The sequence below is a fragment of the Streptomyces sp. NPDC016845 genome, from assembly GCF_044332585.1.
In the GTDB taxonomy this organism is placed as follows: Bacteria; Actinomycetota; Actinomycetes; order Streptomycetales; family Streptomycetaceae; genus Streptomyces.
Map to the genome: position 1 here is coordinate 725908 of NZ_JBIRPI010000001.1, position 13416 is coordinate 739323.

Genomic DNA, 13416 nt, shown 5'->3' on the forward strand with positions numbered 1-13416 from the left:
CCGAGGCGCCCTTCTTCTCCCTGTGCGGCATCGCTGCTACCTTCGCACCAACGTACCTAACAAATGTTTGGTCGGAAGGTGGCGGTGCCGCTCATGCCCGTCTCTCTCTCGTACGTTTCGGACACGGGTTCCTCGGCCCCGGAGCGGGCCGTCGCCGTCGTCGACGTGGACTACGCCCCGGTCAACGCCCTGCCCGTACAGGGCTGGTACGACCTCGCCGACACCGTCCGCGCGGCGGGCCGCGACCCCGACGTGCGCTGTGTCGTGCTCACCGCCACCGGCCGCGGCTTCAACGCCGGGGTCGACATCAAGGAGATGCAGCGCGACAGCGGCCACACCGCGCTGATCGGCGCGAACCGGGGCTGTGCCGCCGCCTTCGCCGCCGTGTACGAGTGCGAGGTGCCGGTCGTCGCCGCCGTGCACGGGTTCTGCCTCGGCGGCGGGATCGGGCTCGTCGGGAACGCCGACGCGATCGTCGCCAGCGACGACGCCACCTTCGGCCTGCCCGAGCTCGACCGGGGCGCGCTCGGCGCCGCGACCCACCTGGCCCGCCTGGTCCCGCAGCACCTGATGCGCGCCCTCTACTACACCTCCCGCACCGTCACCGCCGCCGAACTGCACGCGCACGGGTCGGTGTGGAAGGTGGTCCCGCGCTCCCGGCTCCGCGCGGCGGCTGTCGGGCTGGCGGGGGAGATCGCGCGCAAGGACGGCTACCTCCTGCGGCTCGCCAAAGCCGCGCTCAACGGCATCGACCCCGTCGACGTACGCCGCAGCTACCGCTACGAGCAGGGCTTCACCTTCGAGGCGAACCTCAGCGGCGTCGCCGACCGGGTCCGCGACCGCTTCGCCGCCGCCCCCGGGGAGGCCACGTGAGCCCGACCGACAAGACCCTCTCCGCCGACGACGTGGCCGGGCGGCTGCGCAGCGGCATGACGCTCGGCATCGGCGGCTGGGGCTCGCGCCGCAAACCCATGGCGCTGGTGCGGGCCCTGTTGCGCAGCGACGTCACCGACCTCACCGTCGTCTCCTACGGCGGCCCCGACGTGGGTCTGCTCGCCGCCGCCGGGAAGATCCGCAGACTGGTCGCACCGTTCGTCACCCTCGACACCATCTCCCTCGAACCGCACTTCCGCGCCGCCCGCGAGCAGGGCCGTATCGAGCTGATGGAGATCGACGAGGCCATGTTCATGTGGGGGCTGCGCGCCGCCGCGAACCGGCTGCCGTTCCTGCCCGTGCGCGCGGGCATCGGCTCGGACGTCATGCGCGTCAACCCCGCCCTGCGGACGGTCACCTCGCCGTACGAGGACGAGGAGACGTTCGTCGCGATGCCCGCCCTGCGCCTGGACGTGGCCCTCGTCCACCTGAACCGCGCGGACCGGCGCGGCAACGGTCAGTACCTGGGCCCGGACCCGTACTTCGACGACCTCTTCTGCTCGGCCGCCGACGCCGCGTACCTGTCCTGCGAGCGGATCGTGGACAGCGCGGAACTCGCCAAGGGCGGGCCGCCGCAGTCCCTTCTCATCAAGCGGCACCGCGTCACCGGCGTGGTGGAGGCCCCGAACGGCGCGCACTTCACGTCCTGCGCACCCGACTACGGTCGCGACGAAGCGTCCCAGAAGCTGTACGCGACCACGCCGTTCGCGGAGTTCCGGGCGCGGTTCCTGGGCGGGGACGAGCAGGCGTACCAGGCCGCCGTCGAGGCGTGGCGCCCGGAGCGGGGAGGGGAGGCCCGATGAGCGGGCCGGGCACCCCGGACGCGGGGCGCGCCGACTACTGCGTGATCGCCTGCGCCGAGGCCTGGCGCGACAGCGGCGAGCTGCTCGCCAGTCCGATGGGCCTGATCCCCGGTATCGGGGCGCGGCTCGCACGCCGTACGTTCGCGCCGGATCTCCTCCTCACGGACGGTGAGGCCATGCTGGTCGGCCCCGACGGGGAGCGTGAGGGCTGGCTGCCCTACCGCCAGCACCTGGAGCTGGTGGCGAGCGGGCGCCGGCACGTGATGATGGGCGCGAGCCAGCTCGACCGGTTCGGCAACCAGAACATCTCCTGCATCGGCGACTGGCGCCGCCCGACCCGGCAACTGCTCGGGGTGCGGGGCGGGCCCGTCAACACGCTGAACAACCCGACGAGTTACTGGGTGCCCAAGCACTCCCGGCGCGTCTTCGTCGACAGGGTCGACATGGTGAGCGGTGTCGGCCACGACCGCGCCGCCGCGGCCGGGCCGTCCGCGACCCGTTTTCACGCGTTGCGGCGCGTCGTCACCGACCTCGCCGTGCTCGACTTCGACACCCCGGACCGCACGATGCGGCTCGCGTCCCTGCACCCCGGGGTGACGGTCGCGGAGGTGCGCGGGGCGACCGGGTTCGAGCCGGCGCTGCCCGACGAGATCCCGTACACGCGAGAGCCGACGGACGAGGAGCTGCGGCTGATACGCGAGGAGCTGGACCCGGCCGGGCTTCGCCACCGCGAGGTGCCCGCGTGAGCGGTCCCGTACTCCGTACCGCCCTCACCGACCTCACCGGTGTGCGGTACCCCCTCGTGCAGACCGGGATGGGCTGGGTCGCCGGGCCCCGGCTGGTCTCCGCCTCGGCCAACGCCGGGGCGCTCGGCATCCTCGGGTCCGCCACCATGACGACCGGCCGGCTCCGCGCCGCCGTACGGGAGGTCAAGGACCGGACGGACCGGCCCTTCGGGGTCAATCTGCGGGCCGACGCCGGGGACGCCCGGGAGCGCGTCCGCGTCATCGTCGACGAAGGCGTGAAAGTGGCCTCGTTCGCGCTCGCGCCCTCGCGGGAGCTGATCGCCGAACTGAAGGACGCGGGCGTCGTCGTCATCCCGTCCATCGGGGCGCGCAGGCACGCCGAGAAGGTCGCGGCGTGGGGGGCCGACGCCGTCGTCGTCCAGGGCGGTGAGGGCGGCGGGCACACCGGGGAGGTGGCGACCACCGTGCTGCTGCCGCAGGTTGTCGACGCCGTCGGCATTCCCGTGATCGCGGCCGGTGGGTTCCGTGACGGGCGCGGGCTCGTCGCGGCGCTCGCCTACGGCGCCGCGGGAATCGCCATGGGCACCCGTTTCCTGCTCACCTCCGACTCGACCGTGCCGGACGCTGTGAAGGCCCGCTACCTCGCCGCAGGCGTCAAGGACATCACCGTCACCACCGCCGTCGACGGCCTGCCGCACCGCATGCTGCGCAGCGAACTCGTCGCCGGGCTCGAACGCGCCGGCCGGCCCGCCGCGCTGCTGCGCGCGGTGCGCCACGCCGCCGCGTTCCGCGAGGTGTCCGGGGTGAGCTGGGCGCGGATGGTCCGCGACGGGCTCGCCATGCGGCACGGCAAGGAGCTGTCCTGGAGCCAGGTGCTGCTCGCCGCCAACACGCCGATGATGCTCAAGGCCGCGATGGTGGACGGTGATCCGCGCGGCGGCGTCATGGCCTCCGGGCAGGTCGCGGGGGTCATCGACGACCTGCCGTCGTGCCAGGAGCTCGTGGACCGGATCATGGCCGAGGCGGGCCGCACCCTGGAGCGGCTGCGGCCGTCAGCGGAGAAGTAGAAGGCGGGTCACAGGCGTTCGATGATCGTCACGTTGGCCTGGCCGCCGCCCTCGCACATCGTCTGAAGCCCGTACCGGCCGCCGGTCCGTGCCAGCTCGTGCAGCAGCGTCGTCATGAGCTTCACGCCGGTCGCGCCGAGGGGGTGGCCGAGGGCGATCGCGCCGCCGTTGACGTTGACCTTCGCCGGATCGGCGCCGGTCTCCTTCAGCCAGGCGAGGACGACCGGCGCGAACGCCTCGTTGATCTCCACCAGGTCGATGGCGTCGAGCGACAGGCCGGTCTTCTTCAGCGCGTACGCGGTCGCCGGGATCGGCGCGGACAGCATGCGGATCGGGTCCTCACCGCGTACGGAGAGATGGTGGACGCGGGCCCGGGGCGTCAACCCGTGCTCGCGCACCGCCCGTTCGGAGGCGAGGAGCATCGCCGCCGCGCCGTCCGACACCTGCGAGGAGCACGCCGCCGTGACCGTGCCGCCCTCCAGCACGGGGGCGAGCGCCGCCATCTTCTCCAGCGTCGTGTCGCGGCGCGGGCCCTCGTCGACGGTGACACCGCCGTACGGGACCGTCTCGCGCGTGAAGCGGCCCTCGTCGATGGCGCGTACCGCCCGCTGGTGCGACCGGAGCGACCACTCCTCCATGGCCTGCCGGGAGATGCCCCACTTCTCGGCGATCAGCTGGGCGCCGTGGAACTGGTTGACGGGCTGTGTGCCGTAGCGGGCCCGCCAGCCCTCGCTGCCCGCGAACGGGCCCTCCGTCAGGCCCAGCGGCTCGGCCGCGAGCCGCGACGCGAACGCGATCGGCACCAGCGACATGTTCTGCGTGCCGCCCGCGACCACCAGATCCTGGGTGCCGGACAGCACGCCCTGCGCCGCGAAGTGCACGGCCTGCTGCGAGGAGCCGCACTGCCGGTCGATCGTCACGCCCGGCACCTCCTCGGGCAGCCCGGCCGCGAGCCAGGAGGTGCGCGCGATGTCACCGGCCTGCGGCCCGACCGCGTCGAGGCAGCCGAACACGACGTCCTCCACGGCGGCCGGATCGACACCGGTGCGCCGCATCAGCGCGCGCAGCACGTGCGCGCCGAGGTCGGCGGGGTGCACGGCGGACAGACCGCCCCTGCGCCGGCCCACGGGGGTGCGGACGGCGTCCACGATGTACGCCTCGGGCATGATCGACTCCATTCCAGTCACAGTCTCTGCGGGGGACCGTCAGGCGTGCCGGTCGCTGACGGAGAGCACCTCGCCCGTCAGGTACGAGGAGTAGCCGCTGGCCAGGAAGACGATCACGTTGGCCACCTCCCACGGCTCGGCGTACCGGCCGAACGCCTCGCGCGAGGTCAGCTCTCCGAGCAGCTCCGGCGAGGTCACCTTCGCCAGGTGCGGGTGCATGGCGAGGCTCGGCGAGACCGCGTTGACGCGGATGCCGAACTCGGCCGCCTCGACGGAGGCGCAGCGCGTCAGCGCCATCACCCCGGCCTTGGCGGCGGCGTAGTGCGCCTGCCCGGCCTGCGCCCGCCAGCCGAGGACGGAGGCGTTGTTGACGATGACGCCGCCGCGGCCGGCCGCCTTCATCAGCCGCAGGGCCGTGCGGGTGCACCGGAACGTGCCGGTCAGCGTCGTGTCGATGACCTTCGCCCACTGTTCGTCGGTCATCTCGGCCAGTTCCGCGGTGCCGCCGAGCCCCGCGTTGTTCACGACGATGTCGAGGCCGCCGTGCGCCTCGTCCGCCAGCGTGAACAGGGCCCTTACCTGGTCCTCGTCGGTGACGTCGCACGGGGTGCCGGTCACGCGGTCGGGGCCGAACTCCTTGGCGAGGGCCTCGACGGTCTCCGCCGTCCGCCGCGCGTGCGCGTCCCCTACGACGACGCGCGCGCCCTCCTCCAGGAAGCGGCGGGCGGTGGCGCCGCCGATGCCCGCGCCGGCGGCGGCGGTGACCACGGCGGTGCGGCCGGAGAGGAGGTGGTGGCCGGGCTCGTACGGCGGTGGCGGGCTCATACGCGTACCTCCGGTGTCGACGGATGTCGGCGCTGGCAGCTACTCTGCAGTCAATCTACCAAACAGTTGTTAGGTAGGAAGGGGCGCGAGTCCGGTGGACCTGACGATCGACGCCGACGACGCGGCGTTCCAGGTGCGGGCGCGCGACTGGCTCGCCGCGCACGTGCCGGACGAGCCGCTGCCCTCCCTGGAGACCGAGGAAGGGTTCGCGGCACACCGCGCGTGGGAGCGTGAACTCGCCGCCGACCGCTGGTCCGTCGTCTCCTGGCCCGAGCGGTACGGGGGCCGGGGCGCCGGACTCGTACGGTGGCTGCTGTTCGAGGAGGCGTACTACGCGGCCGGGGCGCCGGGGCGTGTCACGCAGAACGGCATCAACCTCCTCGCGCCGACCCTGTTCGACCACGGCACCGAGGAGCAGCGGGACCGGGTCCTGCCGCCCATGGCGAGCGGGGAGACGGTCTGGGCGCAGGCGTGGTCCGAACCGGAGGCCGGTTCGGACCTGGCCTCACTGCGCTCGACCGCTGTGCGGGTACAGGGCGGTTGGGTGCTCAACGGGCAGAAGACATGGTCCTCGCGCGCCGCCTTCGCGGACCGCGCCTTCGGGCTCTTCCGCAGCGACCCCGCCACGGCGGGGAGCGACAAGCCGCACCGCGGCCTCACCTGTCTCATGTTCGGCCTGCGCGCACCCGGCGTCACCGTCCGGCCGATCCCGCGCCTCGACGGGAAACCGGCCTTCGCCGAGCTCTTCCTCGACGATGTGTTCGTGCCCGACGCCGATGTCATCGGTGAACCGGGGCAGGGCTGGCGCATCGCGATGTCCGCGACCGGCAGCGAACGGGGCCTGACGCTGCGCTCGCCGGGCCGGTTCCTCGCGAGCGCGGCCGCGTTGGCGGACCAGTGGCGGGAGACGGCCGACACCGCTCTGCGCGACCGCGTCGCCGACGCCGTGATCGGCGCCCGCGCCTACGAACTCTTCACCTGGGCACACGCCGCACGCGCCCTGGAGGGGCAGGACATCGGAGCGGAGTCCAGCATGAACAAGGTGTTCTGGTCGGAGTACGACCTGGCGCTGCACGAGACCGCGCTCGAACTCGGTGGCGGCGCGGAAGGGGCGCTGGCGGACGGTCCATGGTCCGAGGGGTACGTCTTCTCCCTCGCGGGACCCATCTACGCCGGAACGAACGAGATCCAGCGCGACATCATCGCCGAGCGCCTGCTCGGCCTGGAGAAAGGGCGGCGCTGATGCGGTTCCTCCTCGACGCCGAACAGCGCGAGTTCGGCCGCACGCTCGACGCGCTGCTCACCAAGTCGGACGTGCCGTCGGCCGCCCGCGCCTGGGCCGAGGGCGACTTCGCGCCCGGCCGCGCCCTGTGGCGCCGGGTCGCCGGACTCGGCGTGTTCGCGCCGGCCGGTCCGGAGGCGGAGTACCCGGTGGAACTGGCCGTGACCTGCGAACAGCTGGGGCGGCATGCCGTCCCGGGTCCGTACGTCGAAACGCTGGCGGCGACCGCCCTGTGCGCCCGCCTCCGCGGACCCGGGGACGACGGGGACGACGGGGACGACGGAGACGCCATGGTCACGCTCGGCCTGCCCGGGGGCGGCCCGTACGTCCTGGACGCGGACGCCGCCGACCGGCTGCTGGTCGTGGAGAGCGGCGACCCCTGGACCCTGCGCCTGGCCCCCGGGCACGGCCCTGTCCGACCCGGGCTCGATCCCGCCCGCCGGTACGCCGAGCCCCTGCCCGGCGGTGCTCGACAGGTCGCCGGTCCCTCCGTACGGGTCGCCGCCCTGCACGCCGCCGCACTCGCTCGGCTCGCCACCGCCGCGCAGGCCCTCGGGGTCGGGCGGGCGCTGCTCGACCGGACCGTGGCGCATGTACGGCAGCGGACGCAGTTCGGGGTGTCGATCGGGACGTTCCAGGCGGTCAAGCACCGGCTCGCCGACACCTTGATCGCCCTGGAGTTCGCCAAGCCCCTCGTCTTCGGCGCGGCGGTCACCATGCGCCCCGCCGACCTCGCCGCCGCCAAGGTGGCCGCGGGCGAGGCGGCGTACGCGGCGGCCCGTACCGCGCTGCAACTGCACGGCGCCATCGGGTACACCGCCGAGTTCGACCTGAGCCTGTGGCTGATGAAGGCGCGGGCGCTGCGCGACGCGTGGGGGACACCGGCGGAGTGCCGGGCGCAGGTGCTCACCCCCTGAGCGAACAGGCTCAGGCCGCGTACGCCCAGAAGTCCCGCATGATCGGCGGCAGTGGTGACGGACCGCCGAGGGAGAGCTGGGTCAGCAGGATCGTCACCGCGCCGGTCGACGGGGTCAGATGGGCGGCCGTGCCGGTGCCGCCGACCCAGCCGTAGCGGCCCGGCACGTTCCACGGGTCGCGGCGTTCGACGTCGACCGAGCCGCCGTAGCCCCAGCCCGAGCCGAGCGTGAACAGATCGCTCGCCTCGCGCTGGTCCGCGGTGAGGTGGTCGCTCGTCATCCGGCGTACGGACTCCGGCGAGAGCACGGAGGCGCCGTCCGCGAGGAGCATGCGGGCGAACGCCCAGAGGTCGTCGGCGGTGGAGACGAGCCCGCCCGCGCCGGAGGGGAACGCGGGCAGGCCGCTCCACCTGCCGTCGGGGGTGTCGACGCGCTCGGCGCCCCCGTCGGCCGTGGGTACGTAACAGCTGGTGAAGCGCGACAGCCGCGCGGCCGGGACCGCGAAACCGGTGTCGCGCATGCCGAGCGGCTCGAAGATCCGCTCGGCGAGGAAGTCCGGCAGTGCCTGGCCCGTGGCCCGCGAGACCAGGACGCCCTGGATGTCGGAGCAGGTGTTGTACAGCCATGCCTCGCCGGGCTGGTGCAGGAGCGGGATGCGGGCGAGCGCCGCCAGCCAGGCGTCGGGCCCGGGCGCGTGGTGCGGGTCGTGCGGGTCCATCAGCGCGGAGATCCCCCGCACGGCGGGGAGCGTGAAGTCGGACGGGAAGCCCCAGCCCGCGCGGGAGGTCAGCACGTCCTCCACCGTGATCGGCCGGTTCGCCGGCACGACGTCCTCGGCCGGGGCCGCCGGGTCCCGCACGACGACCGGCTCGGCCAGCTCGGGCAGCCAGCGCCCGATCGGCGCGTCGAGGGTGAGGCGTCCCTCGTCCACCAGGATCATCACCGCCGCCGCCGCGACCGGCTTCGTGAGGGAGGCGATGCGGAAGACCGAGTCCCGCGTGAGCGGCGCGGTGCCCTCGGCGTCCGCGTGGCCGACGGCCGCGGTCTCGACCCGGTCGCCGCGGGCCACCAGACCCACGGCTCCCGGCACCGGCCCCTTCGTGACGTGCGGGGTCAGGATCTCGTGCAGTGCGGACATCGGGGTCACCCTCCTGGGCGGGCGGTAGCTCACGTCATGGCGAAAAGGGTGACTCCCGGGCCGCTCTCAACTCATCGGTTCTCCGTCTTCTCCGGCTTCTCCGTCCCAGAGCGTGTCGTGCGCCCGGTGCGCGTCGGTGAGCCCGTTGGTGAAGAAGCGCTCGTAGTACTCGCCCTCCACATGGTGCGCCTGGAGCCAGATCCCGGGCACGTGGATGGCGTCCGTGTGCGCGGGGAAGCGGCGGTGCGTGGACAGGATGTACGTACAGACGTCGCGGGCGCAGTCGATGACCCGCTCGTCGTACTCGCTGGCCTCGGCGAGGTAGCGCCGGCCGTAGTCCTCCTTGTAGATGCGGGTGAAGACGTCCTTGTCGGAGTAGGTGCCGCCGGTGCCGAACTTCGACTCGACGACCGCGTCCACCGCGTCCGACATCGAGGCGTGGGCGGGCGGGCAGGCGGCCGCGATCAGGGGTTCGCCGGTCGCCGGGTCGGTCAGGCCGACCGGCTGCGAGCGCAGCGTGGCGTACTTGGGCAGCGGGACGTGCCAGCGCCACAGGTCCGCCGGGCGCCAGCGCGGCGTGACGTAGGTGAAGCCGAGCATCCGCCCGTACACCTTGCTGAACTTCGGGTCGCCGAGCGCGATCTGCGGGTTGACCGAGGCGTGGATCCAGGCGCCGAGGCCCATCGCCTCCGCCGTCAGCATGACGTTCTGGAGGAGGAGGTCCGCCTCGATCTGGGTGCGCAGCGGGCCGAGCGCGCCGAGCGGCAGCTTCAGCTCCTTGTTCAGGAACCCGTTGTCCATCCACTTCTTCACGCCCGCCGGGCGGTAGAGGTTCCGGTCGTCGACGAAGGCGGGCCTGGCCCCGTCCGGCTGCGTGAGCAGGTACATCAGCGCGTTGATGTACTGGTGCGAGAGGTCGACGACCGGGAACAGGACGGTCGTGCCCGGCAGGTTGGACAGGAAGCGGTTGGAGTCCAGATAGGCCGGGAAGTCGCGCAGGCCCTCGGCCACGTCGAGCCGGTGGTCGAGGATCTTCACCTTCGCCTGCCGGGCCCGCTCGATCAGTGTCCGCGCCTCGAACGGCTCGTGCGGGGCCGGGTCCAGCCTGCGCAGGAAGTACGTACCGCTGTCGTTGATCAGGAAGAAGTACGTGCCCTGCGCGTTGTCGGGGCTGCCCGCCGTGCGGCCCGTCATGGTCAGGTTCGGCTTGGCCATGACGGGCTTGCCGTCGCGCGGGTCCTCGAACGGGCGGTCCGGCATCGTCAGGCCGGTGGAGCCGGTGACCGCGATGAGCACCGCCTCCTCCAGTTCGGTCAGCGGCTGCGCCTTGTGCGGCGACCGGTAGCTCATCGATCCGGCCGGCACCGACGCGCCCCGGGAGACCCGGTGGGTGCGCCGCCGCCAGACCGTCTGGAGAAACGGGCGGACGAGGAGGTCGTCGAGGCCCCGGTTGCCCGTGTTCCCGTCAACCGACGTCATCGGTGCCCCCGTTGTTCCCGTTGGCTCCGGTGGCGATCGGTGACACCGGACGCCACGGCGCGAAGGCGCTCGCGTCGCGCGGCATCAGGGACGCGAGATCCGGGCAGTGCCGCAGCACGACGGACTTCATGCCGCCCTTCTCCACCCAGTCGATGCCGAGCGGCGTGTAGATCTCGGGGCGGTAGTCGACGGTGAGGAAGCGGTCGCTCTGCAGCCGCCGCGTCGCCATCAGGATGAAGATGCGGAACGCGGTGTCCGAGAACCCGAAGCCGGTCGGCGGGTTCTCCGCGAACAGGCCGACGACCGTGTCGATCTCGTCGACCGTCCGGTAGACCTCCTTCAGGCGGGCGAGGGTCTCCGGCTCGCGGGTGAGGTCCTCGAAGCGGCGGATGCGCTCCTTGTGCAGGCCCGAGCGGAAGTCGTTGTAGCGCGGCACGCCACGCCTTCGGGTGCGCACCAGGTCCACGACCGACAGGTCGATGATCTCGCCCTCGCGCTGGAACCGCTGGAGCGACTTCGGGTAGTTGTGCAGCGTGATCGCGCCCGGGTGCGCGATGCCGAAGGAGTAGAGCGTGTTCGCCAGGCCCGTCTTGCGGATCTGGCTCTCCGCCGCCGCGCCCTGGATGTCGTTGAAGCCGACGGTCTCCAGACGCTGCCCGAAGTGGAACTCGCGCAGCTCGTAGTCGTCGGGGATCAGCGGGTGCATCCGGTAGACGGTGACGAAGTCCTCGGTGAGCGAGTACGGCGCCCCGTGGTGGTCCGGGAGCGTCTTCGGGATGCCGGTGAGGGAGTGCGCTTCCAGGAGCCACAGGCCCAGCTGGTTCAGCCAGTTCTTCGGCGGGCCCTCCCAGTTGGTGCGCAGGCCGATGTCGATCGCCTTCGTCGCGAGGATCGCCGGGGTCCACTCCACCGTGTGGATCTTCGCGATGAGCGCCGAGACGACGAGCCGGGCCGTGTGGTAGATCCGGTCCTCGCTCATCGACGGGTACTCGGCACGCAGCGCGTCGCACACCGCGTTGTGCTCGCGGGCGAACAGCGTGTGCATGGCGCTGAGCCCCATCCACCAGTTGTCCTTGAACCCGGTGATCGGGATGCCGCTGCGGTCGATCGGGATGTGCCCGCCGTCGAGCAGCAGCTTCGCGCCGCCCTCCGGCTCGCGCAGCTGCCGGGCCGTCGTCTCGTCGCCGCCGTACACCTCGGACCCGTCCCACCAGTGCGAGGCGGTGTTCCCGAACAGGACGGGCGGCTTGTCGCCGGGCACCTCGATGCCCTCGTTCTCGCCGAACCGCATCACGCTCTCCTGCGGGCCGCCCGGCGTGTTGGTCCACATGCCGCCGCCCGGCGGCAGCGGCACCTCGACCGTCCTGCCGCCCTCGGGGTAGCGCCGGTGGTTGACCCAGTCATGCACCTGGAACTGGATCCAGGCCGCCGCGAGGACGTTCAGCGACGTCGCCGGTACGAAGCTCTCGCGGGTCAGGAGCTGACGGCTGACCGTCACCGGGTTGGGGGTGTCGAAGAGGTCGGGCCGGTACTGCGGCTTGAGGTTGCGGCCGAACGCCGCGCCGACCGCGCCCATCTTCGGCGCCGACAGGTCGTTGTACGTCCCGTCGTACGAGCGTGAGGTGCGCAGCCGCTCGTCGACCGGGACCGGCACGGGGACGGCCTTCGGCGGCGCCTCGGGCACGTCGGTGTCGATGAGGTTGAGGCGGCGCAGCACCTTGCGCAGGAACACGAGGTTGAGCAGGCTCGCGTCGACCGGCAGCCGGTGCCAGGGCACGGCCCGGTTCAGGACACGGAAGGCGAACGCGAACGGCACGTCCAGGACGCGGTTCCTGACCGGCTCCGTCGTGGTGAAGCGGATGTCGTGCCGCTGGGCGCTGCTGGCCTGGTAGGCGGCCTTGCGGGCCCGGTTGATGTTGCCCAGCGGGCGGAAGTCGTCCGTCGTGAACCACGGGTTGAACGACAGCTCCTCGACGCGGCGCGCCGCCGACCCCGCCTCGGCCGTCGTGATGTCCTGCCGCGGGATCGTCAGCCTGGCCACCACGACCGGCGGCGTGATCGCGTCCTCCCACTCGACGGCGGCGTCCTCGACGGGGGTGCGCCGCTCGTCCACGTAGCGCTGCACGCACAGGTCGAAGGCGACGTCGTCGCGGGACAGGCGCTGCCCGAGTTCCTTGCGCAGGAAGTCCGGGTCGCCGCGGTCCGGGTGCGGTCCGCCGCCACCCGTCGCGGCGGGCCGGAACAGATAGCGGACCGGGCCCGCCTCCGCCCACAGCAGCGCTCCCCGGCTCCAGTACGTCTCGCGGGCCAGGCTGGTGACCTTCTGCCGGGTCGCCGCCTGGACGTTGCGCCGCATCCGGTTCGCCGTGGAGAGACCCACCGCGAGCGGCAACTTCACGAACAGGCCGAACGCCTTCTCAAGCGGGGTGCGCGCGCCGGCCATCGCCTTGGCGAACGCCACGAACTCGCGGGCGTTGCTCGCGTGCGAGACGGGGAAGCTCGTCGCCATCAGGTCGTGGCTCTCGTCGCCCGTCACCTGGACGCGCAGGGCGATCCCGTGCAGATCGGGCGCGCCGTCGGGGCCGCGCATGCCGCTGGCGTTGGAGAGCCGCACCGTCGCCGGATAGTCGGCGCCGGGCTGGGCGAAGCCGCCGCGCAGGGCGGCCGGGAGGTCCTCGGTGAACCGCAGGCGGGCGTTCTCCACACCGAGCGCGGCCTTCGCGTGGAGGAGCCGGTCGAGGCGCGGGGCGCCACTGGCCCGCCGGTTCGTGACCTGCACCTCCATGATCTCGCGGGCGAGGCGTTCGAACACGATCCGCTCGGCCTCGGGGCTGCCGCCCTCGTACCGCTCGTACTGTGCCGACTCGTACGGGGTGTGACGTTCGGTCTCGGCCATGGGTTGCCGTCCCTGTCGTGTGCTGTACGTCGGGAGGTCGTGCCTGGAGGAGGAAGGGGCCAGTGACGCTATCGGCGCCATGACATGCCCCGCAGCGTCGCTTCCCGCCATGTACCGGCACCCGCCCTGAGCACGAACTCCCTTGCGTATAAGGGGGTTTGGGC

General features: G+C 72.6%; 11 protein-coding genes. 6 read left to right on the forward strand and 5 right to left on the reverse strand.

Going from position 1 to position 13416, the window contains the following annotated elements:
• The first annotated feature begins 93 nt into the window (after positions 1 to 93).
• The 4 genes from ACH4RC_RS03040 to ACH4RC_RS03055 all read left to right on the forward strand — a co-directional run bounded on the left by ACH4RC_RS03040 (position 94) and on the right by ACH4RC_RS03055 (position 3549).
• Complete coding sequence (locus tag ACH4RC_RS03040) at positions 94 to 873, forward strand: enoyl-CoA hydratase family protein (RefSeq protein WP_398194345.1); 780 nt, start codon at positions 94 to 96, stop codon at positions 871 to 873.
• Entirely contained in the window at positions 870 to 1736 is an 867-nt protein-coding gene (locus ACH4RC_RS03045) for a CoA transferase subunit A (RefSeq protein ID WP_398194347.1), read from the forward strand. The genes ACH4RC_RS03040 and ACH4RC_RS03045 overlap by 4 nt, the downstream gene beginning before the upstream one ends.
• Complete coding sequence (locus ACH4RC_RS03050; RefSeq protein WP_398194349.1) at positions 1733 to 2482, forward strand: CoA-transferase subunit beta; 750 nt, start codon at positions 1733 to 1735, stop codon at positions 2480 to 2482. Before ACH4RC_RS03045 ends, ACH4RC_RS03050 begins: the two co-directional genes overlap by 4 nt.
• Positions 2483 to 2550: 68 nt before the next feature.
• The gene (locus tag ACH4RC_RS03055) at positions 2551 to 3549 is read left to right on the forward strand and encodes an NAD(P)H-dependent flavin oxidoreductase (protein WP_398195675.1); all 999 of its coding nucleotides are present in this window, start codon (positions 2551 to 2553) and stop codon (positions 3547 to 3549) included.
• A gap of 8 nt (positions 3550 to 3557) precedes the next feature.
• Here the strand turns inward: ACH4RC_RS03055 and ACH4RC_RS03060 are convergent, their stop codons facing one another.
• A complete protein-coding gene (locus ACH4RC_RS03060) occupies positions 3558 to 4715 on the reverse strand; it encodes an acetyl-CoA C-acetyltransferase (protein WP_398194352.1) in 1158 nt (385 codons plus the stop codon).
• A 39-nt stretch (positions 4716 to 4754) separates the two neighbouring features.
• Positions 4755 to 5540, reverse strand: a complete 786-nt coding sequence (locus tag ACH4RC_RS03065; protein WP_398194354.1) for an SDR family oxidoreductase — start codon at positions 5538 to 5540, stop codon at positions 4755 to 4757.
• A 94-nt stretch (positions 5541 to 5634) separates the two neighbouring features.
• On the opposite strand from ACH4RC_RS03065, the gene ACH4RC_RS03070 reads away from it, so the two are divergent.
• The gene (locus ACH4RC_RS03070; RefSeq protein WP_398194357.1) at positions 5635 to 6783 is read left to right on the forward strand and encodes an acyl-CoA dehydrogenase family protein; all 1149 of its coding nucleotides are present in this window, start codon (positions 5635 to 5637) and stop codon (positions 6781 to 6783) included.
• On the forward strand, positions 6783 to 7739 hold the full coding sequence (locus ACH4RC_RS03075) for an acyl-CoA dehydrogenase family protein (protein ID WP_398194359.1): 957 nt from the start codon (positions 6783 to 6785) through the stop codon (positions 7737 to 7739). Before ACH4RC_RS03070 ends, ACH4RC_RS03075 begins: the two co-directional genes overlap by 1 nt.
• 10 nt (positions 7740 to 7749) lie before the next feature.
• Here the strand turns inward: ACH4RC_RS03075 and ACH4RC_RS03080 are convergent, their stop codons facing one another.
• The 3 genes from ACH4RC_RS03080 to ACH4RC_RS03090 form a co-directional block, all read right to left on the reverse strand.
• Entirely contained in the window at positions 7750 to 8877 is a 1128-nt protein-coding gene (locus ACH4RC_RS03080; RefSeq protein WP_398194361.1) for a serine hydrolase domain-containing protein, read from the reverse strand.
• Positions 8878 to 8943: 66 nt separating this feature from the next.
• Entirely contained in the window at positions 8944 to 10356 is a 1413-nt protein-coding gene (locus ACH4RC_RS03085; RefSeq protein WP_398194364.1) for a hypothetical protein, read from the reverse strand.
• Positions 10343 to 13252: a peroxidase family protein gene (locus ACH4RC_RS03090; protein WP_398194367.1), complete on the reverse strand. Its 2910-nt coding sequence runs from the start codon at positions 13250 to 13252 to the stop codon at positions 10343 to 10345. The genes ACH4RC_RS03085 and ACH4RC_RS03090 overlap by 14 nt, the downstream gene beginning before the upstream one ends.
• Between the last annotated feature and the right edge of the window lie 164 nt (positions 13253 to 13416).

Excerpts from the sequence above, each read along its gene's own strand:
- ACH4RC_RS03085 (WP_398194364.1), bottom strand. The coding sequence starts at position 10,356 with ATGACGTCGGTTGACGGGAACACGGGCAACCGGGGCCTCGACGACCTC.
- ACH4RC_RS03090 (WP_398194367.1), bottom strand. The coding sequence starts at position 13,252 with ATGGCCGAGACCGAACGTCACACCCCGTACGAGTCGGCACAGTACGAG.
- ACH4RC_RS03065 (WP_398194354.1), bottom strand. The coding sequence starts at position 5,540 with ATGAGCCCGCCACCGCCGTACGAGCCCGGCCACCACCTCCTCTCCGGC.
- ACH4RC_RS03055 (WP_398195675.1), top strand. The coding sequence starts at position 2,551 with ATGGGCTGGGTCGCCGGGCCCCGGCTGGTCTCCGCCTCGGCCAACGCC.
- ACH4RC_RS03040 (WP_398194345.1), top strand. The coding sequence starts at position 94 with ATGCCCGTCTCTCTCTCGTACGTTTCGGACACGGGTTCCTCGGCCCCG.
- ACH4RC_RS03060 (WP_398194352.1), bottom strand. The coding sequence starts at position 4,715 with ATGCCCGAGGCGTACATCGTGGACGCCGTCCGCACCCCCGTGGGCCGG.
- ACH4RC_RS03080 (WP_398194361.1), bottom strand. The coding sequence starts at position 8,877 with ATGTCCGCACTGCACGAGATCCTGACCCCGCACGTCACGAAGGGGCCG.
- ACH4RC_RS03075 (WP_398194359.1), top strand. The coding sequence starts at position 6,783 with ATGCGGTTCCTCCTCGACGCCGAACAGCGCGAGTTCGGCCGCACGCTC.
- ACH4RC_RS03050 (WP_398194349.1), top strand. The coding sequence starts at position 1,733 with ATGAGCGGGCCGGGCACCCCGGACGCGGGGCGCGCCGACTACTGCGTG.